General features: G+C 43.7%; 22 protein-coding genes. 9 read left to right on the top strand and 13 right to left on the bottom strand.

Features of this window, described 5'->3' with window-relative positions; genetic code table 11:
- Positions 1 to 23: 23 nt before the first annotated feature.
- Positions 24 to 908, bottom strand: coding sequence for a transcriptional regulator HexR (hexR, locus tag QZZ55_RS08590; protein WP_293266911.1), 885 nt, complete (start codon positions 906 to 908; stop codon positions 24 to 26).
- A 270-nt stretch (positions 909 to 1,178) separates the two neighbouring features.
- Here hexR and QZZ55_RS08585 point away from each other — a divergent pair, with 270 nt between their 5' ends.
- Positions 1,179 to 2,258, top strand: a complete 1,080-nt coding sequence (locus QZZ55_RS08585; RefSeq protein ID WP_293266910.1) for a TRAP transporter substrate-binding protein — start codon at positions 1,179 to 1,181, stop codon at positions 2,256 to 2,258.
- A gap of 432 nt (positions 2,259 to 2,690) precedes the next feature.
- Here the strand turns inward: QZZ55_RS08585 and QZZ55_RS08580 are convergent, their stop codons facing one another.
- Positions 2,691 to 4,070, bottom strand: coding sequence for a TRAP transporter large permease subunit (locus QZZ55_RS08580; RefSeq protein ID WP_293266909.1), 1,380 nt, complete (start codon positions 4,068 to 4,070; stop codon positions 2,691 to 2,693).
- The gene (locus QZZ55_RS08575; RefSeq protein ID WP_293266908.1) at positions 4,067 to 4,618 is read right to left on the bottom strand and encodes a TRAP transporter small permease subunit; all 552 of its coding nucleotides are present in this window, start codon (positions 4,616 to 4,618) and stop codon (positions 4,067 to 4,069) included. Before QZZ55_RS08575 ends, QZZ55_RS08580 begins: the two co-directional genes overlap by 4 nt.
- 169 nt (positions 4,619 to 4,787) lie before the next feature.
- Between QZZ55_RS08575 and QZZ55_RS08570 the strand changes: the two genes are divergently transcribed.
- From QZZ55_RS08570 to QZZ55_RS08550, 5 genes are all read left to right on the top strand, one after another.
- On the top strand, positions 4,788 to 5,396 hold the full coding sequence (locus QZZ55_RS08570; protein WP_293266907.1) for a DUF416 family protein: 609 nt from the start codon (positions 4,788 to 4,790) through the stop codon (positions 5,394 to 5,396).
- A complete protein-coding gene (locus QZZ55_RS08565; protein ID WP_293266906.1) occupies positions 5,396 to 5,653 on the top strand; it encodes a hypothetical protein in 258 nt (85 codons plus the stop codon). Before QZZ55_RS08570 ends, QZZ55_RS08565 begins: the two co-directional genes overlap by 1 nt.
- 21 nt (positions 5,654 to 5,674) lie before the next feature.
- Positions 5,675 to 6,103, top strand: coding sequence for a hypothetical protein (locus tag QZZ55_RS08560; RefSeq protein WP_293266905.1), 429 nt, complete (start codon positions 5,675 to 5,677; stop codon positions 6,101 to 6,103).
- A 173-nt stretch (positions 6,104 to 6,276) separates the two neighbouring features.
- Positions 6,277 to 7,266: an ATP/GTP-binding protein gene (locus tag QZZ55_RS08555; protein WP_293266904.1), complete on the top strand. Its 990-nt coding sequence runs from the start codon at positions 6,277 to 6,279 to the stop codon at positions 7,264 to 7,266.
- A 6-nt stretch (positions 7,267 to 7,272) separates the two neighbouring features.
- Positions 7,273 to 7,929: a hypothetical protein gene (locus QZZ55_RS08550; protein WP_293266903.1), complete on the top strand. Its 657-nt coding sequence runs from the start codon at positions 7,273 to 7,275 to the stop codon at positions 7,927 to 7,929.
- A gap of 54 nt (positions 7,930 to 7,983) precedes the next feature.
- On the opposite strand, the gene QZZ55_RS08545 is transcribed toward QZZ55_RS08550, so the two are convergent.
- Positions 7,984 to 8,922 (bottom strand): NADP-dependent oxidoreductase, encoded by a 939-nt coding sequence (locus QZZ55_RS08545; protein ID WP_293266902.1) that lies wholly within the window; start codon positions 8,920 to 8,922, stop codon positions 7,984 to 7,986.
- Between the two features lie 141 nt (positions 8,923 to 9,063).
- On the opposite strand from QZZ55_RS08545, the gene QZZ55_RS08540 reads away from it, so the two are divergent.
- Positions 9,064 to 9,291: a hypothetical protein gene (locus QZZ55_RS08540; protein ID WP_293266901.1), complete on the top strand. Its 228-nt coding sequence runs from the start codon at positions 9,064 to 9,066 to the stop codon at positions 9,289 to 9,291.
- Positions 9,292 to 9,304: 13 nt separating this feature from the next.
- Positions 9,305 to 10,051, top strand: a complete 747-nt coding sequence (gene cysZ / locus QZZ55_RS08535) for a sulfate transporter CysZ (RefSeq protein WP_293266900.1) — start codon at positions 9,305 to 9,307, stop codon at positions 10,049 to 10,051.
- On the opposite strand, the gene phoR is transcribed toward cysZ, so the two are convergent.
- The 4 genes from phoR to QZZ55_RS08515 form a co-directional block, all read right to left on the bottom strand.
- The gene (gene phoR / locus QZZ55_RS08530) at positions 10,048 to 11,361 is read right to left on the bottom strand and encodes a phosphate regulon sensor histidine kinase PhoR (protein ID WP_293266899.1); all 1,314 of its coding nucleotides are present in this window, start codon (positions 11,359 to 11,361) and stop codon (positions 10,048 to 10,050) included. The two genes, cysZ and phoR, sit on opposite strands and share 4 nt — an antisense overlap.
- Positions 11,362 to 11,395: 34 nt before the next feature.
- Positions 11,396 to 12,091: a phosphate regulon transcriptional regulator PhoB gene (phoB, locus tag QZZ55_RS08525; RefSeq protein ID WP_293266898.1), complete on the bottom strand. Its 696-nt coding sequence runs from the start codon at positions 12,089 to 12,091 to the stop codon at positions 11,396 to 11,398.
- Between the two features lie 76 nt (positions 12,092 to 12,167).
- A complete protein-coding gene (ubiA, locus tag QZZ55_RS08520; RefSeq protein WP_293266897.1) occupies positions 12,168 to 13,058 on the bottom strand; it encodes a 4-hydroxybenzoate octaprenyltransferase in 891 nt (296 codons plus the stop codon).
- A 23-nt stretch (positions 13,059 to 13,081) separates the two neighbouring features.
- Positions 13,082 to 13,627, bottom strand: a complete 546-nt coding sequence (locus tag QZZ55_RS08515) for a chorismate lyase (protein WP_293266896.1) — start codon at positions 13,625 to 13,627, stop codon at positions 13,082 to 13,084.
- A gap of 98 nt (positions 13,628 to 13,725) precedes the next feature.
- Between QZZ55_RS08515 and QZZ55_RS08510 the strand changes: the two genes are divergently transcribed.
- Positions 13,726 to 14,307 carry a DUF1415 domain-containing protein gene (locus tag QZZ55_RS08510; protein ID WP_293266895.1) on the top strand — a complete coding sequence of 194 codons (582 nt, stop codon included), beginning with the start codon at positions 13,726 to 13,728 and terminating at the stop codon, positions 14,305 to 14,307.
- Here QZZ55_RS08510 and QZZ55_RS08505 read toward each other — a convergent pair.
- From QZZ55_RS08505 to QZZ55_RS08485, 5 genes are all read right to left on the bottom strand, one after another.
- The gene (locus QZZ55_RS08505; protein ID WP_293266894.1) at positions 14,304 to 15,830 is read right to left on the bottom strand and encodes a diguanylate cyclase; all 1,527 of its coding nucleotides are present in this window, start codon (positions 15,828 to 15,830) and stop codon (positions 14,304 to 14,306) included. The two genes, QZZ55_RS08510 and QZZ55_RS08505, sit on opposite strands and share 4 nt — an antisense overlap.
- A gap of 134 nt (positions 15,831 to 15,964) precedes the next feature.
- On the bottom strand, positions 15,965 to 16,708 hold the full coding sequence (gene phoU / locus QZZ55_RS08500) for a phosphate signaling complex protein PhoU (RefSeq protein WP_293266893.1): 744 nt from the start codon (positions 16,706 to 16,708) through the stop codon (positions 15,965 to 15,967).
- A 58-nt stretch (positions 16,709 to 16,766) separates the two neighbouring features.
- Complete coding sequence (gene pstB, locus QZZ55_RS08495) at positions 16,767 to 17,600, bottom strand: phosphate ABC transporter ATP-binding protein PstB (RefSeq protein ID WP_293266962.1); 834 nt, start codon at positions 17,598 to 17,600, stop codon at positions 16,767 to 16,769.
- A gap of 39 nt (positions 17,601 to 17,639) precedes the next feature.
- Entirely contained in the window at positions 17,640 to 19,328 is a 1,689-nt protein-coding gene (gene pstA / locus QZZ55_RS08490; protein ID WP_293266892.1) for a phosphate ABC transporter permease PstA, read from the bottom strand.
- A gap of 27 nt (positions 19,329 to 19,355) precedes the next feature.
- Positions 19,356 to 20,834: ABC transporter permease subunit (locus tag QZZ55_RS08485; protein ID WP_293266891.1), on the bottom strand; the 1,479-nt coding region annotated here is incomplete at its 5' end.

The raw sequence follows: 20,834 nt of genomic DNA, 5'->3' as shown, positions 1-20,834 counted from the left end.
GTTAAGGGGGAGTTTAGAGGCTATTATATTTCAGCATCAGGCCGTGCTAAGAGACGCTTATCATTTTGTCTTAAGCTACGTAAGCTGCGCTTAATTGTTTTCAAGTGATCCAGCAGAGCAGGGCCAAGACGCATCGCCACACCGACGGCTAATACATCAATGACAACAAGATGAAGGACGCGCGAGGACATGAGTGTGCTTAAGTCTTTATCTTCTTCTACATCAATATGAATGGCGATATCAGCTAAGTCAGCGAGTAGCGTATTGCCAGGGCATAAAGTGATCACTGTTGCACCGGTTTCTTTGACCAACTTCACCGTATGCAGTAAATCTTTGGTGCGGCCTGTTTGTGAGATCGCAACCACTACATCTCCTGCTGACATAGATACAGCAGAGATTGTTTGCATATGAGGATCAGAATAAGCGGCTGCTGAGATTTGCAAACGATAGAATTTATGCTGCGCGTCACTACATACCGCAGCGGATGCGCCAAACCCATAAAACTCAATGCGCTTAGCTTTGACTAATGCATCAATCGCACTTTCCAGCGTTTCAGCATCTAGCTGGTCACGCATATTGATCAAGTTGCCGATCATGGAGTCAAAAATCTTTTGCTTAAACTCTGAAACAGTATCTTTAGAATCTAATGCAAACTGCTCAAAATTAGGATTGCTTGCTAAGCCTTGGGCAAGTGTTAACTTGAAGTCTTGAAAGCCATCATAATGCAGTGCACGACAAAATCTCACGACGGTAGGTTCGCTGACATTCGCTTCAGAAGCGAGGTCGACGATTCGCATGTGGATAACTTCTTGTGGGTTAGCCAATACGAAATCAGCTACTTTCTGCTCTGACTTACGGAGCTTAGGGCGAGCGTCAGTGATTGATTTTAGTAAGTTTACTGCGTTCAAAAGTAATTCTCGTTAAGCGCTATTACGTAACGTATCAGTATATCAACGAAATATGAAAGCACATAATTTCATTAGGATTTATCGTAATAAAAGGTGAGCACAATTAATAGATAAGAATGCGAGGGCTCGATCGTGTTTGATACGTATTTTACGCTGTCTGGGTATTATCACGTACGTAATAAAAGAGCTGTTAGTGGGCGTTGCAGGGGCTTATAGTGCGTGATATGTTTAATGTAAATAACTGAAAATAATAAAGTAAGGAGCAGGCCTTTGAAACGTCGTCAATTTCTAAAAGGTGCCGGAGCAGCTACAGTAGCAACAGGCGCTATGATGTCTACCGCAGCACAAGCTGCACCAGAGTTTAAGTGGAAAATGGTAACCACCTGGCCTAAGAACTTTCCTGGTCTAGGTGTAGGTGCAAACAATTTAGCTAAGCTAATCACTGATATGACTGGCGGTCGAGTTCAAGTTAAAGTTTACGGTGCGAAAGAGCTAGTCGGAGCATTAGAAATTTTTGATGCGGTTTCGCGCGGAACGGCAGAAATGGGACACGGCGCTTCTTATTACTGGAAAGGTAAAAGCCGTGCAGCGCAATTCTTTGCAGCTGTACCGTTTGGTTTAACCGCTCAAGAGATGAATAGCTGGTTGTATCACGGCGGTGGTATGGAGCTTTGGGAGGAAGCGTATGCACCGTTTGGTCTTGTTCCTGGTGCTGCAGGAAACACCGGTGTACAGATGGGTGGTTGGTTCAATAAAGAGATCAACTCCGTAGGTGACCTTAAAGGCTTGAAAATGCGTATGCCTGGTTTAGGTGGCGAAGTATTGAAGCGTGCTGGTGGTACTCCAGTACTATTGCCGGGCGGTGAGATTTTCCCTGCACTGCAATCGGGTGCTATTGATGCAACTGAATGGGTAGGCCCTTATAACGATGCAGCATTTGGTTTGCATAAAGCGGCGAAATTCTACTATTACCCAGGATGGCATGAGCCAGGTACGACACTTGAGTGTTTCATGAATAAAGAAGCATTTGAGAAGTTGCCTGCTGATTTACAGGTTATCGTGCGAAATGCGATTCGCGTAGCTAACCAAGATATGCTTGCTGACTTCACAGCGAAAAACAACCGTTCACTAGAGCAGTTGGTTAACGAGCATAATGTTCAATTACGTAAATTCCCAGACGATGTATTGGCTACGTTGAAATCTCTGTCTGATGAAGTTATTGCTGAAGAAGCGGCGAATGATGAAATGACGAAGAAAGTATTTGATTCGTTCGTTAAATTCCGTGATCAAGCAACTAAATGGCATCAAGTATCTGAGCAGGCGTACCTTAACGCGCGTAACCCTGTTTAAACCTTTTATGGGTTAAAGAGCTTTTAGTTTAAAGCCGGCATTAGCCGGCTTTTTTATGTTTTAGTGTTAGCAATTAATGCTATTCGTTGTTTAGTTAGTGTTCTCATGAACGCTAATCGTATGCGATTTAGCTGTTTCCTGTGAGTAGTCTCGCTTCTAAGTGAGGCCTTCTATCGTTTGTTGCTCGTAATACACCCCTTGTTGAGTTTACCCATTGTTCTTGATTAGCCAGACGCAGATATCTTTGTGGTAAGGAAGGTGTTCTATTTTTTAAGTGTAGGCAGGGTCTCTTAATCGAAAAATAAATAGGTGTATATTGTTTGTCTAAGAAGAGTGGGGTTTCATCTTTCAGTGCTAGTTAGCTATAAAGTCTTTCTCTATTTTAGAACAAAAAAAGCCACCTAAAGAGGTGGCTTTTTCGTGCACTAATAATTAACCATAAACAGCGTGAGGTAACCATGTAGCGAGTGCTGGCCACGCAGCTAACAGGCCTAACATGGTGAGCTGAATGGCAATGAAGGGGATAACACCCCGATAAATTTGTCCTGTTGAAATGGACTCAGGGGCAACGCCTCGTAAGTAGAATAGGGCAAAGCCAAAGGGTGGTGTTAGGAAAGATGTTTGCAGGTTAAGTGCAATCATAATACCTAACCAGATAGGGTCTAGACCCATGGTCAGCAAGATGGGAGCGACAATAGGAACAACAACAAATGTTATCTCGATGAAGTCTAGGAAGAATCCTAGTAAGAACATCACCAACATAACCATCGCCAGAGCACCCCAAACGCCACCAGGAAGGTCGGTTAGAAAGTCCCGGACCATATCATCGCCACCAAAACCACGGAACACCAGTGAAAAGATGGATGCACCAACGAGAATGATGAATACCATCGAACTAACTTGAGTTGTCGAGCGCATTACGCTGGTCAGCGTTTTCATGTTGAAATTACGCTTAAAGATAGCCAACACCACCGCTCCTACAGCGCCCACAGCCGCCGCTTCTGTCGGTGTCGCTAACCCGCCTAGGATTGATCCTAATACAAGCCCAATAAGTAAAATTGGAGGTACTAGTGCACTGAGAACCTTACTCCAAAGGTTATCAACAGCATCGCGCTCTTCTTTTGGAATAGCAGGAACAGAAGAGGGAGAGGTAATGGCTTTTCCTACAATATAAAGTGTATATGCCAGCACCAGTAATAACCCAGGAATTAACGCCCCTAAGAAGAGATCACCAACAGTAACCGTTTCTGGAGAAAATAAACCTTGGTCGATTTGCGATTGTTGATAGGCGGAACTAATGACATCACCTAATAGAACAAGCACGATAGAAGGTGGGATTATTTGTCCCAATGTTCCTGATGCGCATATTACGCCACAAGCAACCTGAGGGTCGTAACCACGGCGTAACATGGTGGGCAGAGATAACAAACCCATTGTCACTACAGTCGCACCTACAATACCGGTACTGGCTGCCAGTAACATTCCTACGATGGTAACTGATATACCTAATCCGCCGTTCATGGAACCAAAGAGTATCGACATGGTATCGAGAAGGCCTTCGGCAATTTTGGATTTCTCCAGCATAACACCCATGAAAACAAACAGAGGGACAGCGATGAGTACTTCATTATTCATAATGCCGAATAATCGATTAGGGATCGCTTCAAGGAATACTGAGTCAAAGTGCCCGGTTAATGCGCCGATACCGGCAAAGAGAAGACCTGTTCCAGCAAGAGAAAAGGCAACAGAGTAACCCATTAATAGAACGAGAACAGCGCCTAAAAAGAGAAAGAGAGAAAGGTATTCCATCATACAGTGTGCTCCGAAACATCTTCTTCAAGGAGGTGCCCTTGGCCTGTTAGCACCAAGATGCAACGACAAAGTTCTGATATTCCTTGTAAGATAATTAAGACAGGCATAGCGACTAGGGCTGTCTTGAGAATATATCGAAAATCTAGACCACCAGACTCTTGAGAGCCCTCCAGTAGAGACCACGATGTAGCTACATACTCCCATGATATGTAGCCGATAAAACCAGCGACAGGAAATAAGAGCAGTAAAACACCTAAGATATTTATCCAGGCTTTGCCGCGCTCACTTAAAGGTCGATAGAAAATATCGACCCGGACATGGCCATCGTGTTTTAGTGTGTAAGCTGCACCCAGTAAAAAAACAAAGCTATGCATGTAAACGACAGATTCTTGTAAAGCAATGTTGCCCATGTTGAATACATAGCGCATAACAACGATTACAAAAGTGACAATGACCATGAATAAGGTCAGCCACGAGACTGTACGGCCAGTCCATTCACTGAGACCGTCGATTAAGCGGACTAACTGACTAAGAAATTTGCTTTGCATTATTCTTCTCTTATTAGCAAGGTAGGTTCAAAGTTGTATACTTTAAAAGTATAACAACAAAAAACGGGTATATTTATCCGTAATTCCACCGGTTTACTTACGTAATGGCTACAAAATCGTTTAAATCCCTTACAATAGCCACGTTACTTACCCAACCAGAGACCTGTATATGACTGACAAACTGCCCGTTGAGGCGCAATTACGCTCATTGGACCACAAAAAGTTGGCCGCTTACTGTGTTGCTTTAACAGAACGCCAATTTCCAAATTTTGTACTTTTCAATAAGCTAGTTAAGTTTGGCGATTTGAAACAATTGGAAACAGTATTAGACGGGGTGTGGCAGTCGTTGGTGCCAGGCGGCGCTAAAATGAACTTTGAGGTGCAGTTGGATAGAGTTGATTCCAATATGCCTGATCTAGATGAGCATGAAATGTATGGTGCGTCGCCAGCATTAGATGCCGTCGTTTCTTTGTATTCAACTCTTATTTGTATTTTAGAAGCGGATGTTGATGAAGCGATTGCTGTTGGAAATGTTTCCCGTGAGTGCGTGGCGATGTTTATCGAAGTGTCAGAAGGTGATAATCAGATGTCAGATGTAGAGATTATTCGCCTGATAAATAACCACGACCTGATGATTCAGGAAGATGAGTTTCAGGAAGAGGTGGTTGAGCGCTTAATGAACGTCAAACAGTTGGATAAAGTATTTATCAATGACCTGAGAGCATTAGCCAATAATCAAGGTGTAAGTAATATTGGAATAAGTGACGAAGACGCCTGATGCTGAAAATTGGATTAATACTACTGGTAGTCCCCTGCTTGTTATTGATGGGGGGCTATATGTATGAACAGTCTCTCGTCAGTAGCTGTTTGGATCAAGGAGGTTCATTTAATTATGAGCTTCTGACGTGCGATCAGGATAACAACAACCCCTTCATACCTTATATGGCAAGACACCCCCTATTTGTAAATGGCGGTATGCTGCTGTCTATAATTGGGTTACTTGCTTGCACTATTGGTTTGTATAAGCGCAGTTAATCGGAACTAGAAAGAACAGTTATGTTAAAAAAATCACTTTTGGCTATGTCATTGATACTGGTTTTCGCTGCGGTGTATGGCTGGCTTAATCGAGATAGTTGGCTGGCGAGCTTCAATCAAGAAAGAGTTGTTAAAACAACAGAGTTTAAACAAAAAGGTGCTTCTTTAGGGCAAGAAGTAGATCAGCAACAGTGTTTAGATACCGCCTTGCAACAATTTGACGGATGTCTTGGCTTTAGTTGTACGGTAAATCAAGGTGTGTTTTTGAAGGCTTGCTTGAGCCAAGCAGAGGCCACGCCAGATTTTTGTGATAGCGTACCTGAGTATCGAGAAAAGCCTACAGAAGATGATAAAGCATGGGCTAAATATTACTGCTGGAACAATAATATTAAAGGGGAAGGTTGTCGTTTTCTAATGAAACAGCAACAATATTTCTGTAGCCAAAAGTAGACATTTTTAGGTTATTTCAATCATTCTTATAATAACAGTCGGTTCTTACTTCAATAATTTGCATATATCGACTATTTTTAATGTCTGCTTAATACTAAATGCTGAGCAACAAGTAGTCGGTTGATAAATGATCGACCTAAATGACATAAAAACAATAATAACTTTGGGTACATATGGACTATCATAAGTTACTCTTTATCGGTCCAGTAGGGGCTGGTAAAACATCAGCTATTCGTGCCGTTTGTGATGACCACGATAATCTTGAAACAGAAGCGAAAGCATCTGATATGACAGGGTTACGCAAGGCGACCACAACCGTTGCGATGGACTATGGCTGTCTTACGCTGAACGATAATGAGAGTGTGCAGTTCTACGGCACTCCAGGACAATCCCGCTTTAAGTTTATGTGGGAATTACTTGCAAATAATTTAGCCGCTGACTGCGCTGGTATCGTATTTCTCGTCGACAATACGCGAAATTATCCAATGCGTGATCTTAAATATTACTCCCATGAATTTTCTGAACTTATTGCCCGTAAAAAAGTTATTTTGGGGGTGACACGATCAGATTTGCGCGATGACCCTACGGTTCTTGATTATCAAAAGGCACTTCAAGAATTAGGTATCGATGCGGCAGTTCGCTTTATTGATGCACGTAAGGCGAGCAGTGTTCTACCTTTAGTAAAAGAGTTGGTGGGGGAGTTGGTTAGCTTCGACAGTTGGTCGGATTTGACCAACCAAGCGCTGAGCAATGAAAAGGACATGGTGTTCGAAGAAGTCGTACCGGAGCAGGATGACGCCCATTTTGCTATTCAAGAGTACATTGGGGAAGAGGTCGTTATGAAAGACGCAATCATTGATGATGTAATGAACCTGAAGGGTGTCCGCGGGGCTGTATTGACGGATGATATGGGTGAGATAATTACTTCATCTATAGAATCGCCAGAAGTAAATGATTTTGTTGGCTTTGTTGCCGGTGTTGTAAAGGTATTTGAAGAAGCCTCTGGTTTAGGTTCTGTTCACAACATCTGTGTAAAGAGTAACACCGAAGATAATCTTTCTATTTTTGTTGGTGGTGATAAAGCCTTAGGAGTTCAGTCTTCTAATCGGGTATCTGTCAGAACGCTAAAACAGCAAGTTGATGACTTATTGCAGTGGAGCTAAATAGGAATGGATAAGATACTAAAAGGTTTTGAGCTTTTGGGCGGAATACATCATTGCTGTTTAATGCATAGCGATGAGATGAAGGCTTCGACATTTCCGGAGCTTTTAGAAGAAAATATGACAGGTGCTTGCCGTGTACTCTATCAGATGTTTATGGCAGTTGAGGGGATGGGCTGTACTCATCGCGAAATATTTATTGAGTTAGATGATAATTTATTAATTGGTTATTACATAACCGATGAAACGGTTTTGGCTATGTTGACAGAAAAAGAAGTCAATTTAGCACTGATAAACACGAGTGTGCGCTCATCCTTAGGGCGAATTAAAAAGCAGTTAGCTCCTCAAAGTGCCGAAGCTGTAGCTCCTCAAGGAGGACAGGCGCCCGCTCCTAACAGAGCAAACCAAGGAAGAATGGAAGTTGAACTGATGGGGTTAATGGGGAAACTTCAGGAAGGGTTAGCAGAATATATAGGCCCTGCTGCTGAGATAGTGTTTGATGATGCTTATGATCAATGGAAGACGACCCATGGGGTGAAGCGATCTAAAATTGCGGAGCTTATAAAGGTGCTTGCATCAGAAATTGAGGATAAAGCTGATAGAAGCCGATATCTTCAAGGTGCAGTTCACACTGTTCGCTCATTTAATGCGCAACTGGCAAGATAAAAGCTCCCGAAAAAGGTACAGGAGCGTAGAGGTTTTTGTGTAGTATTCCTCTTTTTATAAGGTCAGGATCACCTTGCCTTGAGTGTGACTAGAAGCAATATCTTGAAAAGCATCTGAGATGCTTTCAATGGGATAGGTCGAGCTGATGTTTAACGTTAGCTGATTGCAAGCACTGAGTTCAGCTAATGAATTTAGTTGTTCAGCATTTGGCTCAACGCGCAACGGTAATACGTTTACTCCCAGTTTTTCTCCCGCGGCTATCACTTCATCTTTTGTAACAGAGGGAAGTGTAACCATTGTGCCCGATGCTTTCAGGCATGAGAGCGCTTCGATAGCTGTTTGCCCGCCAACGCCATCAATAATAAGATCAATATCTTGTAAAGAACTCCCCACTTGTTGTTGGTTATAGTCGATGACTTGGTCGCACCCTAGCTGTGTCAAAAATAGCTGATTATTCTTTGATGCCGTACCGATAACAGTAGCGCCTTTCCATTTCGCAAGTTGAGTTGCCAAGTGTCCCACACCTCCTGCCGCAGCCAGAATAAGTACTTTTTGTTTTGGGTGGAGTTGTCCTTTATCAAAAAGTGCTTGCCATGCGGTAAGTCCTGCAAGCGAAAGTCCTGCAGATGCAGTTAGATCACACCCCTTTGGCAATAAACTGATTTGGTTAGCAGGCGCTGCTATTTCTTCAGCATAGCAGCCGGCAGCATTTGGAAATCTGATAAAGCCAAACACTTTATCCCCACGCTGAAAACCCGATACGTCCGCACCGCAAGCAATAATAGTCCCTGAAAACTCCCAGCCAGGTATAAAGGGAAGATCGCCTATAAATGGAGCAGCACCTCCGCCACTACAGGTTTTCCAGTCTATAGGGTTTACCCCCGCGGCATGCGTTTTTACCAGTACTTCATCCACTTTTAGTTGTGGCTTGGGAACTTCCTCAAATAGTAAGGCTTCTGGTCCACCGAAGGTGTGAATTCGGATCGCTTTCATGCGTGTACTCCTAGGCGGGCTTTTATTGTTAGCCAGGGTTATCGACTATTACCATAATATTAGAGGTTATCTTTGCAGCCTGCACAAAGCAATTCTGTTAGTCTTGTCTGTTTGAAAATCGGGTGTATAAGAGAGGAAGCGATGTACTTTTTGATTTTGCTTGAACAAATACTGTTTTGGGGTGGTCTTAGTGTTTTTCTGGTATCTCTGGCTATGTATGCCGGCAGGACAAAAGACTATAAATCTTTATTGATGTTCTGGCAGCCCACCATTGAGTTTAGCCCAAAAGAGTTCAAGATTAATCGCGCAGGTATGACGATGATGATTGTTGGTTTGGTTTTACGTCTTGCGGTTAATTTTATAGCATAAGAAAGGAGAGAAAATGCGAGGGAATCCAGTAAAAGGGGCGGGGTATTTGCTTAGAGGGTTCAGTATGTTACCTGAACCTGGTATTCGACGGTTTGTATTGATTCCTATGATGATCAATATATTTTTATTTTCTGGGGCTATCTGGTTACTGGTTAATGAATTTGAGGGCTGGGTGAATTATTGGCTGGGTCACCTGCCACAGTGGATGTCGTTTCTTGATTGGCTTTTGTGGCCGTTGTTTGCTGTATTAGTATTGGTTACTGTGTACTACGGGTTTTCAATGGTTGCTAACCTAATTGCTGCTCCTTTCAATGGTTTTTTATCTGAGAAAGTAGAGAGAATGCAAAATGGTGCGATCATGGAAGATGAGGGTTGGAAAGGTATGTTGGCGATGGTGCCGCGAGCGTTGCAGCGTGAACTGTCTAAACTGGCTTACTATTTACCGCGGTTGCTGTTATTACTTATTCTTAGTTTTATTCCTGTCGTGAATATTTTAGCGCCTTTTTTATGGTTTTTGTTCGGTGCTTGGATGATGGCTATACAATACTGTGATTATCCGATGGATAATAATAAAGTAAGTTTTAGGCAAATGAAGGTGATGTTAGCTAAGCGTCGATTAACATCTGTAAGTTTTGGAGCAATTGTCCAAGTTGGAATGATGATACCGCTCGTAAACCTGGTGGTGATGCCTGCTGCTGTGATAGGAGCGACATTATATTGGTGTGAAGAACACTGCGCTAACCAAGAAGCAAGCAGTTAGGTTGCCGCGTTTGCGCTATTCACTTTTTCCAGCATATCTAAAGGAAAATGGCAGCTGAACAAGCTGCCTTTACCAAACTGACTTTCAATGGTCAGTTGAGCGCCATGCCGATACAACGCATGTTTTACTATGGCTAACCCGAGCCCTGTGCCTCCGGTTGAGGAGGAACGTCCCTCATCTACGCGATAAAATCTTTCAGTGAGACGTGATAAGTGAATGGATTCAATACCAAGGCCATTATCCTGTACTGAGAAGTGCCCACCTTCTTGATTTACGGTCCACTTAATATCTATCTTTCCCTTCAATGGTGAGTATCTTACCGCATTAAATATTAAGTTTGAGAACACGCTGTGGAGCTCTTGGGCTTGGCCTAGTAAATCGTATTCTGAATCAATAGAAAGGCTGATGTTGTGCTCTTTACCCTGTGCGCGAGCCAAAACTAAGGCATCTTGTTGGATTGAAGAAAGCATTTCTTTTATGTAGACGGGACTCTCATCAAGAATATGTTGGCTCGCCTCTAAGCGAGAGAGGAAAAGTAAATCAGAAACTAAGCTTTCCATGCGGCTAGCTTGAGTTTGCATTTGGTTCATAGCTCTGGTTAGTGGTTTTGGTAGTTCTTGGTCGAGAAAGGTTTCTAAATAACCGCGAATAACAGTGAGCGGTGTTCGTAACTCATGGGAGGCATTGGCTACAAAATCTTGGCGAGTCTGCTCAAGTCGAACGAGCTGAGTAATATCTCGTGCCACCAACAGCCGGTCGCCGAAGCCGAACTCAGTAATTTGGTATTGTAAGACCGTGTCATTTAATACGGGGCTTGGTAGTTGCAACGGATCGTCATAATTACCTTTACGAAAGTAACGAATAAAGCGAGGGTCACGCAATAAATTGATGACAGGTTTGCCGCGGTCAGCTGATGCTTTAAGGCCTAATAGCCGGTCCGCTGAAAGGTTCCACCACTCAAGATTGTTGTGACTATCAATAATGACAAATGCATCTGCAAGCGCAGAAGATGATTGCTGGAAGCGAATAATGATGTCTTTTAGCTGCTTTGTTTTGGCTTGTTGGCGTTTTTGAATACGCGCTAAATCATCAAAGATTTCACCCCATGGCCCTTGAGCCTCAGGAGGTACTGTATCTGACTGGTGTAGCCAATTCCTCAATTTTTCGGTCTGGCGTATTTGCAAAATACACCAGACTGATAAGCCAAGTACCAGTCCCCAACTAAGGTATCCAAAAAAGAGTCCTAATACTGCAGATACGATTACAATAATTAGTAGATTGCCGAAGGATGCATGTGGAGAATTTTGCATAAAGTTAGTCGAACTCTATCGAATGAACAGCATATTAGGCTATTTTTATCGAGAAACGATAACCTGTTCCTCTGACAGTTTGTACTAAATAATCATGTTGGCTGCCTAATGCTTTACGCAAACGGCGAATATGTACATCGACTGTTCGTTCTTCAACATAAACGTTACCTCCCCATACCATATCTAATAATTGTCCACGTGAGTATGCACGGTCTTGGTGAGTCATAAAAAATTGCAATAAACGGAACTCAGTTGGACCAAGGTCAACGGGGCTTTCATTAGATGTAACGCGATGTGAAACTGGGTCAAGTGTTAACCCGTCGACAGATACAGGGTCTTCGATTCCTTTGGGAGTTGCACGCCTTAATACGGCTTTTAGGCGGGCAACTAATTCACGAGGAGAAAAGGGTTTAGTGATGTAATCATCTACACCTGCTTCTAGCCCCTTTATTTTATTTTCTTCCTCACCTTTGGCTGTCAGCATAATGATGGGAATATCAGAGGTTGTTTCATCTTTTCGCAAGCGCCTTGCTAGTTCAATACCGCTCATATTAGGCATCATCCAATCAAGCAATATCATGTCAGGCTGTTGATCAACAATCATGGCATGTGCTGTTTGCGCATTGTCTGCTTCACTGCAAGTATATCCTGCCATTTCTAGTGCTACGGCAATCATTTCACGAATGGGTGCTTCATCATCAACAATTAGAACTTGTTTACTGGTAGACATGTTAACCGTCCCTACGCATAAAATATGTCGGGAGTATTACACTGCTTTTATATGACATAAATGTTACATGTCGATATTAAAAGGCTATATAGTGCAGAAAAACACCTACAAAAATCGCTAATCCAGCATAATGGTTATTGAGAAAGGCTTTAAAACAGGCATCTCGGTCTCGGTTTTTAATTAAAAACTGCTGATAGACAAAGAGCATGGCTGCTATGGCTAAGCCTGCATAGAAGGGCCAGTTAAAGCTAAGTTGAAGCCCTATGATAAGAAAAATACTTATTGTAAGCAGCTGTAAAGCACCCACAATTATCTTGTCTTGATCTCCAAATAAAATTGCTGTCGACTTAACTCCGATCTTTAAATCATCATCGCGGTCGACCATGGCATACATTGTATCGTAAGCAACAGTCCATAATATCTTGGCCATGTAAATTAGCCATGCAATGGTAGGTATCGACTCGTTTACTGCGGTGAAAGCCATAGGAATTGCCCAGCCAAAGGCAGCACCTAGCGCTACTTGGGGCAAGTGAGTATGGCGCTTCATGAAGGGGTAAAGTGAGGCTAAAAATAGGCCTCCAAATGACATCAGAATAGTCATTTTATTAGTAAACAGTACAAGACCGAAGGCAAATAACATAAGTGCTGCAAAGAGAGTGAGTGCTTCCTTACTGCTAATGCGCCCAGTTGCAAGTGGCCGTTGTGATGTTCGCTTCACATGAGCATCTATTTTTCTATCAGCAAAGTCATTGATAACACATCCTGCTGAACGGGTGAGGAATACACCTAATACAAAAATAATGATTAACTTTGTATCCGGAATACCTTCAGAGGCTATCCATAATGCGCAAAGCGTTGGCCAAAGAAGCAGGTAGGTACCAATGGGCCGGTCAAACCTTGTTAGATCAATATAGATCGAAAAGCGATCTCGAAGGGATAAAGCAGAGTTTTGTGTGGTGTCTGACATCGGTTTGGTATCGGTAAATTGAGTTATGGAGTGTAGTGTACCTGCTCAAGTGCCGGGAGAAAAACTTCGCAAACCAAGAGAGGCTTTCCTGAGAGGAAGAACTTGGAACGGCGCGCCCATACGGTTTGTTGATTAGATAAGCGTAAGCGCGAAATCTGTAATGGGCCACGTCGCATTGTCGGGTCACTAAACAAGATACTTCCCAGTGAACGGTTTCCTACATGGCTGAGCTGGCGCTCACAACCTGTCATTGTTGATGCTGGAATGATTGAGCGTGCATAAACCCATATCTGATCATTGCCTAGCAAATGCACCTCACGAATGAGTGCTAGTTGGCGGATGGGGATGCCTAGTGTTAAGGCTTCAGAACGGGTAGGGCGGGCCCAGCCTTGGCGAACGACTTGTACTTGAAACTTGCCGTTGCTGGCATTGATTAAGTGTTGAGTTAACGATGCACGGTCGGTTAGCCAGCGTTGCCAGCACAGTGGAGCATGCAAACGTGTGACACGTCGCAAGCCGGTCCAGCGAACATCAAAGTTCATGGAGGTCAGAGCTGAGGGAATAGGCACAGTGTCTTCCTTATTTAGCCGGGCTACATTCTACCTTATCTGTCCACAAACAGTATATCTGGCTGGTTCATTGACGCTGTTTGGATTAGGATGCTGCTATGAAAAATAACACAAGTGTTGAATATAAACGTGAAGAGATTATCAGTATAAGCCGTGACTGGGTCGAGGCTATCGTGGTTGGCCTGAACTTATGCCCTTTTGCTTCGCCCGTAGTACGGCATGATACTCTGCGTTATGCGGTTTGTGAGGCGCAGACTGTCGAGGCACTTTCTAGCGATTTTCTGAAAGAGCTTAATTTAATTCAAGATACGGATGAGAAGGTTATTGCGACAACCTTGCTAATTATGCCGCAAGGGCTAACTGATTTTTATGACTATCTTGACCTGCTGGCCCAATTCGAGAAACTGTTAGATAAGGCCGGGTTATCAGGAGTGTTTCAACTAGCGAGTTTTCATCCAGCATACGTGTTTGCTGGAGTAGCTCCAGAAGACTTGAGCCATTGGACGAACCGGTCTCCGTTTCCAATGGTGCATATTATCCGCGAAGGTCAAATGAGTCGTGTACTGATGCATTATAAGAATCCGGAAGAGATTCCTGAGCGTAATATTAAGTTGCTACAAGATATGGGGCGTGAAGGCCTTATAAAGCGCTTTCCGCCCTTTGAAGATTTTATTGATTAAGCAGCTACTACACAGTTCCGTTGGCTATCTTTTGCTTTATAAAGTGCTTGGTCTGCATACTCAACAAGCTCATGAGGGCTGTTGCTGCTGGAAGGTATTAAAGTAGCTACGCCTTGGCTAACAGTAACAACTAATCCTGTTGATGAGCGATCGTGGGCAATGCCTAATAACATGATTTGGTCACGAATAGCTTGTGCTACACGTTTAGCACCATTTTTGTCTGTATCAGGTAAAAGAATAGCGAACTCTTCTCCGCCATAACGGCATACAGCATCGTGGGAGCGGTTAACCGTTGTTTGCATCACGCCAGCAATACGCCGTAAACAGCTGTCTCCGGCTAAGTGGCCATAACGATCATTAAATGCTTTGAAATGGTCAACATCTAGCATGATAAGAGAGATAGGTTGACGAGTACGAGCACTGCGGCGCCATTCCATTTCTAAGCTTTTTTCAAATTCACGTCTATTATTGACTCCGGTTAAGCCGTCAATACGAGCTGATCGTTCAAGAAAGTCGCGTGATCGTTTTAGTTCTAGCATCATGCTGATTCGGGCACGAAGGATACCCGCAGCGCGATCTTGTACGAGATAGTCCGAGGCTCCATGTGCATAGGCTTGGAGTTCTTGTTTATCATCATTTTCTGCGCCGACTATCGCAATAGGGACAAAGGCATTATTAATTTTTTGGATCAGGCGTTGGCAAAGCAACAGATTATTCAGCCAGTCGTCTGTCGCATGTATTAATACTAAATCAGGGGTTTGCTCGACTGAGTTTAATTGTTGTTTAAGGTCACTTAATGTGGCTGGAAGTAGAATATTATAGTCGCTGCGTAATGCATCAATCAGTTGCCATACCGGTGTTAGACCTTCGCTCGCAAAAACGGCAATCGTATGATGTTCTGAGTACTTACACATCTCTCGTGAATCGTATTCGACTTTGTTATCTTCTCCATCAAAAAAAGAACTAATCTCACTAACCGATGCAAGGCCAACTAATTTGCGATTATCCGGTGAAAGAATAACCGGCACACGTGAACCAGTATGACTTCTTTCCCAGTCTTCTTGCCAATCTTCTAGGATTTCTTCAGTATCCATATCAACTGATAGTTCTGTCGGTAATCCGGCGGCTTCTAAACAATCATAAATGACAGTTGGACTCGCAATATCCTGCCCTTCTACCCACATCGCTTTATAAAAAAGTTCTCTAAAAGTAATCGCTTTATGGGTATCGATTTGAGCGGCGGCGATAACACATAAAATAGCGAAGCGACTATCTGGGCGCTCTGGGGGTAAAGCAATGGGGATCTCACTCGCGTAGCTACGCACTGAAAAGACATCACTGGCAAGTTCGGCAAGCATATCGGGAGTATTCCCATACAAACCGATATCTTGAGCGTGTTCGACTAAGCGATAGTCGACTTTGTCGAGGAGGTTGAGTGCTTTCAGGCGTTCGTGCAAAGCGTAGCTATATGGACAGTTAAGATCGCCATAAACGATATATTGGTTTTTCGCTGCGTTAGACATGAGTAATACCACTTGTTCTTATAATAAGGTTAGCGGCTAGTCAGGGTAAAACTTTTGCGATATGTCGTTTTCGTTGTTTTGCTATAGGCCCAAAAACAGCCATAGAGGCTGTTTTAAGTATCACTTATATAAGATTACGCTTTTGGTTCTTCAGGCTCGCTGATTCCTGCTGTTTGCTTAATCTTTGAAAGTGGTTGGTGACGAACGTCGGTGCCACTCACAAGATAAATGAGGTGTTCAGCCATATTGCGAGAGTGATCGCCAATACGCTCTAAGCTGCGCAATACCCAAATGACATTCAAACAACTGGAGATTGCTCGTGAGTCTTCCATCATATACGTCATTAAAGAGCGCATTGCTGTACGATATTCTTGGTCAACGGCTTTATCCTGCTTAGCAACATGATAAGCAAGCTCTGTATCGTTACGTGCAAAGGCTGTTAATACATCTTTTACCATAGAGCGTACTAAGTTGCCTATATGACGTACTTCTTGATAACCACGCTGCGATTCACCATCTTCTACTAACTCGATAGCATGACGGCAAATGCGGCTGGCTTCATCACCCATCCGCTCAAGATCATTAACGGCTTTGGATATGGCAACGATTAAGCGTAGGTCACTTGCTGCAGGCTGACGTTTAGCGATGATGGTGGTACAGCGCTCATCGATCATCAGCTCCATATCATTGGTTTGTTTATCAACGCGACGTGAGCGCTCTGCTAATTCGGCATCGCCGGTTAATAGTGCTTCCACTGCATCGTGCACCTGGCGCTCGACTATGCCGCCCATAGTGAGAAGTTCGGTGCGGATTTGCTCGAGTTCATTATTGAACTGCTGAGAAATATGGGTCGAATAGGTATCTTTAGTGAGTTCCACGGTAACGGTACTCCGTCCTTATTAATGATTCACAAACGAAAAGTATATATGTTTTTTATTAACCGTAACGGCCAGTAATGTAGTCTTCGGTCTGCTTCTTTTCTGGGTTGGTAAAGAGAGTATCAGTCACGCCAAATTCAATAAGGTCACCCATATACATGAAAGCAGTATAGTCTGACACGCGCGCGGCCTGTTGCATGTTGTGTGTCACAATAACGATAGTGAAATCGTTTTTCAGTTCATGAATTAGTTCTTCAATTTTCAATGTGGAGATAGGGTCCAATGCTGATGCCGGCTCATCTAGAAGTAATACTTCTGGCTTTACGGCGATCGTTCGAGCAATAACCAAACGTTGTTGTTGTCCACCGGACATACCTAGCGCGCTTTCATGTAGACGGTCTTTAACTTCATCCCACAAAGCAGCAGATCTTAGTGCCCACTCTACTGTTTCGTCTATGTCACGTTTCTTTTTAATGCCTTGAATACGTAAGCCGTATGCAACGTTCTCATAAATCGATTTTGGGAATGGATTGGGTTTCTGGAAAACCATGCCAACACGGCGGCGTAAGTCAGCAACATCTACTGTGCGATCAAAGATGTTGTTGTCGTCAAGTAGAATCTGGCCCGTGATATTGCATCCATCTACCAAGTCATTCATACGGTTAAAGCAGCGTAACAACGTTGATTTACCACAACCGGAGGGTCCGATGAAAGCGGTGACACGCTTTTTGGGGATGTCCATGTTAATGCCATGGAGTGCTTCTTTATCGCCATAAGTTAAGCGTAGATCCCTTACCTTAAGCGTCGTTGTTTCGGTATCCAGATCTAAAGTTCTGGCTTCACGCTGCAACGATGAGATATCGATACCATGTGTTTTAGCGTTAGTTGTCATTTTCATTCTAACCTTCTCAAAGTTATTCGTTATACAGCGTTACATTTCTAGCGATTTATACTTTTCACGTAGGTGGTTACGAATTTGTACTGCTGAAATATTCAGTAGTGCAATAACCGCAACCAGAAGCAGAGCTGTTGCATAGACCAACGGGCGTGCTGCTTCTACATTTGGGCTTTGGAAACCAACATCATAGATATGGAAGCCCAAGTGCATAAATTTCTGATCCAAATGCAAGAACGGGTAGTTAGCATCAAGCGGTAGGCTCGGTGCCAATTTAACTACCCCGACTAACATCAGCGGAGCTACCTCTCCTGCGGCACGTGCAATAGCCAAGATAACGCCCGTCATCATGGCTGGGCTGGCCATAGGTAAGACAACTTTCCACAAGGTTTCTGCTTTGGTAGCGCCTAGTGCAAGTGAACCTTCACGTACTGCACGAGGGATTCGTGATAATCCCTCTTCTGTAGCAACAATAACAACCGGTACCGTCAATAGTGCTAGTGTGATTGATGCCCACATTAGACCGCCTGTACCAAAAGTGGGTGATGGTAATGCTTCTGGGTAAAACAATCTGTCGATGTTTCCTCCTAAGAAGTAAACAAAGAAGCCTAGCCCAAACACACCATAAACGATTGATGGAACGCCCGCCAAGTTGTTAACGGCGATGCGGATCAAACGAGTGGTAAAGCCTTGCTTTGCATATTCACGCAGATAAACCGCTGCAATAACACCAAACGGGGTGACCAGTATTGACATCAGAACGACCATCATCACGGTACCAAAGATAGCAGGGAATATACCGCCTTCTGTGTTGGCTTCACGAGGATCATCTGAGACGAACTCTTTGATTTTTTCTGCATAGTGAATTAGCTTAGCGCCGACAGACATATCATTCGGGCGAAATGCGCGAACAATTTTAGCGACAGCAATATCAATCTGTTGACCATCAGATACTTCGGCAATAATAGTATCTCGGTTGATCTCTGTATAAAGGTCAATCAAGCTTTGCTGTAGTCCTTCATAAGAAGTATTCAGCTCTTTCCTGCGTGCTTCGATTTCTGCATAAGGTGCCGGATCAGAAATCTCTTTTAACTCAAGCGCACGTTGCTTTAAACGCAGGCGCTCAAGCTCATAGTTGATGGAACCAATTTCATGTTTTTCAATCTGGTAAATATCTTTACGTATGATCAGAGCACGTTCAATACTGGCTTTAACGCTTTCCCATAATGCCACGTACTCAGGGGTCTTTTCATAACCATCATACTGGCCAACTAGTTTGTCGCCTTCCTTAAGCGCGCGCAGGTAACCATAAAAATTACCCCACTCACGACGCTCTGCGGTGAACAGCATTTCGGGGTTACTACGATCAGATAAGTTATCATCCAAGACCCAGGTAAAGTCGGTTCCGGTAACATCGCGGTTACCAATCTTCATTAGGTCGCGGCGCATCATCAGTGTTCCTTCAGGAACGATGACACCGGCATCACGTAGCTGTTCAGCAGGTACTTGTTCCGACTCTACAATCTCACCGATAACACGGCTTTTTTCGCCATTAAGAGAATAGGTTGCTTGCTGGATGTCTGCTGGCCAAAAGTGCCCAAGGCCACGTACAGCAATCAGGGAAAGCAGGCCTACGACCATAATCACACAGATGGCGACAGCCCCTGCATTTAGCCAGACCCATGGTGAACCGGATTTGGTCCATTCTGTAAAAGAGACTCTCATCGTCTTTAATCCTTAATCATCAATGGGTTACAGAGAACCGTATTTTTTACGTAAGTGTTGTCGTACCAACTCGGCCAATGTATTGACCACAAAGGTAAACATGAATAGAACAAAGGCCGCGAGGAACAAAATACGGTAATGAGTGCTACCCACTTCTGACTCCGGTACTTCTACTGCAATGTTGGCCGCTAAGGTGCGCATCCCTTCAAAGATATTCATATCCATAATGGGGGTGTTGCCGGTGGCCATTAATACGATCATGGTTTCACCAACTGCACGCCCCATACCTATCATCAAGGCGGAGAAGATCCCCGGACTAGCTGTTGGTAGCACAACGCGTGTGAGTGTTTGCCATGGTGTAGCTCCCAACGCCAATGAGCCGTAGCTCAAGTGCTTAGGTACCGCAAAGATAGCATCTTCAGTAATCGAGAATATGGTAGGAATGACAGCAAAGCCCATGGCAATACCAACAACGAGCGCGTTACGTTGATCGTATGAGATATCCAGCTCATTACTCATCCACAGGCGCATATCACCACCAAATAATAAGGTTTCGATACCATCTGATACAGATAAGCTGAACAGCGTAGCTAGAATAACGACAGGAAGAAGCAGCGCTGCATCCCAGCCCTCAGGAATCATGAAACGGTATTTGTTAGGCACTTGTGCCCAGGCAAAGCCAAATACAACTATCGCGATAGGCACGAAAAGAAGGGTGACAAAGATGCCTGCTAGCTGGTTCTCCATAAATGGCGCCAGCCATAACCCTGCAAGGAAACCGAGAATAACAGTAGGTAATGCTTCCATTAATTCGATGAAAGGTTTTACCTTACGACGCATCGCAGGAATCATGAAGTAAGCAGTGTAGATTGCACCACAAATGGCCAGTGGCGTACCTAATAACATGGCATAAAAAGCGGCTTTCAACGTACCGAAAGCTAATGGCATTAAGCTATATTTAGGTTCGAAGTCATTGTTGGCCGCAGATGACTGCCAGATATACTCTGGTTCTTCATAGCCTTCATACCAGACTTTATCCCACAACGCAGACCAAGAAACATCGGGGTGCTCATTATGAATTTCTAGTAAAGATAGTTGCCCATCTTTTTCGATAAACATGGCATTTGAGCGTGGAGCATAACTGATACTGTCTGCAGCACCTTCAATAACCGTTGCGGTGAGTGCGTTGCGTTCAGCTGTTGTATTGAACAAGCGCAGAGTTCCTAGCTCATCAATAGAGGCGAAACCTTTGCGGCGATGCTCGATGGTAAGGTCAACAATGGCTGCGTTGCCTCCACTAAATTCACGAATCTTAGTGAATTTCCAATCAGTATCTTCGTCTCGAATAAGAAACCATTGCGATACCTTTCCTAAATCATCGGCGATGAGTACAGCATTTCCACCTAGCAGCATTTGGAAGTTGGTGATGTTACCTTTACTGGCTTCAATCACTTGTGTTGTTTGTGGGCCATCTTCAGCTTTAAGGTCAACAACGGCAAGTGTGCT

This window comes from Neptunomonas sp. (assembly GCF_016744175.1).
In the GTDB taxonomy this organism is placed as follows: Bacteria; Pseudomonadota; Gammaproteobacteria; order Pseudomonadales; family Balneatricaceae; genus Neptunomonas.
The sequence above is the reverse complement of the archived record's forward strand: the minus strand, read 5'-3'. Positions and strand labels throughout refer to the sequence as shown.

Excerpts from the sequence above, each read along its gene's own strand:
- QZZ55_RS08580 (WP_293266909.1), bottom strand. The coding sequence starts at position 4,070 with ATGATGGAATACCTTTCTCTCTTTCTCTTTTTAGGCGCTGTTCTCGTT.
- QZZ55_RS08575 (WP_293266908.1), bottom strand. The coding sequence starts at position 4,618 with ATGCAAAGCAAATTTCTTAGTCAGTTAGTCCGCTTAATCGACGGTCTC.
- QZZ55_RS08570 (WP_293266907.1), top strand. The coding sequence starts at position 4,788 with ATGACTGACAAACTGCCCGTTGAGGCGCAATTACGCTCATTGGACCAC.
- QZZ55_RS08565 (WP_293266906.1), top strand. The coding sequence starts at position 5,396 with ATGCTGAAAATTGGATTAATACTACTGGTAGTCCCCTGCTTGTTATTG.
- QZZ55_RS08560 (WP_293266905.1), top strand. The coding sequence starts at position 5,675 with ATGTTAAAAAAATCACTTTTGGCTATGTCATTGATACTGGTTTTCGCT.
- QZZ55_RS08555 (WP_293266904.1), top strand. The coding sequence starts at position 6,277 with ATGGACTATCATAAGTTACTCTTTATCGGTCCAGTAGGGGCTGGTAAA.
- QZZ55_RS08550 (WP_293266903.1), top strand. The coding sequence starts at position 7,273 with ATGGATAAGATACTAAAAGGTTTTGAGCTTTTGGGCGGAATACATCAT.
- QZZ55_RS08545 (WP_293266902.1), bottom strand. The coding sequence starts at position 8,922 with ATGAAAGCGATCCGAATTCACACCTTCGGTGGACCAGAAGCCTTACTA.
- QZZ55_RS08540 (WP_293266901.1), top strand. The coding sequence starts at position 9,064 with ATGTACTTTTTGATTTTGCTTGAACAAATACTGTTTTGGGGTGGTCTT.
- cysZ (WP_293266900.1), top strand. The coding sequence starts at position 9,305 with ATGCGAGGGAATCCAGTAAAAGGGGCGGGGTATTTGCTTAGAGGGTTC.
- phoR (WP_293266899.1), bottom strand. The coding sequence starts at position 11,361 with ATGCAAAATTCTCCACATGCATCCTTCGGCAATCTACTAATTATTGTA.
- phoB (WP_293266898.1), bottom strand. The coding sequence starts at position 12,091 with ATGTCTACCAGTAAACAAGTTCTAATTGTTGATGATGAAGCACCCATT.
- ubiA (WP_293266897.1), bottom strand. The coding sequence starts at position 13,058 with ATGTCAGACACCACACAAAACTCTGCTTTATCCCTTCGAGATCGCTTT.
- QZZ55_RS08510 (WP_293266895.1), top strand. The coding sequence starts at position 13,726 with ATGAAAAATAACACAAGTGTTGAATATAAACGTGAAGAGATTATCAGT.
- QZZ55_RS08505 (WP_293266894.1), bottom strand. The coding sequence starts at position 15,830 with ATGTCTAACGCAGCGAAAAACCAATATATCGTTTATGGCGATCTTAAC.
- pstB (WP_293266962.1), bottom strand. The coding sequence starts at position 17,600 with ATGACAACTAACGCTAAAACACATGGTATCGATATCTCATCGTTGCAG.
- pstA (WP_293266892.1), bottom strand. The coding sequence starts at position 19,328 with ATGAGAGTCTCTTTTACAGAATGGACCAAATCCGGTTCACCATGGGTC.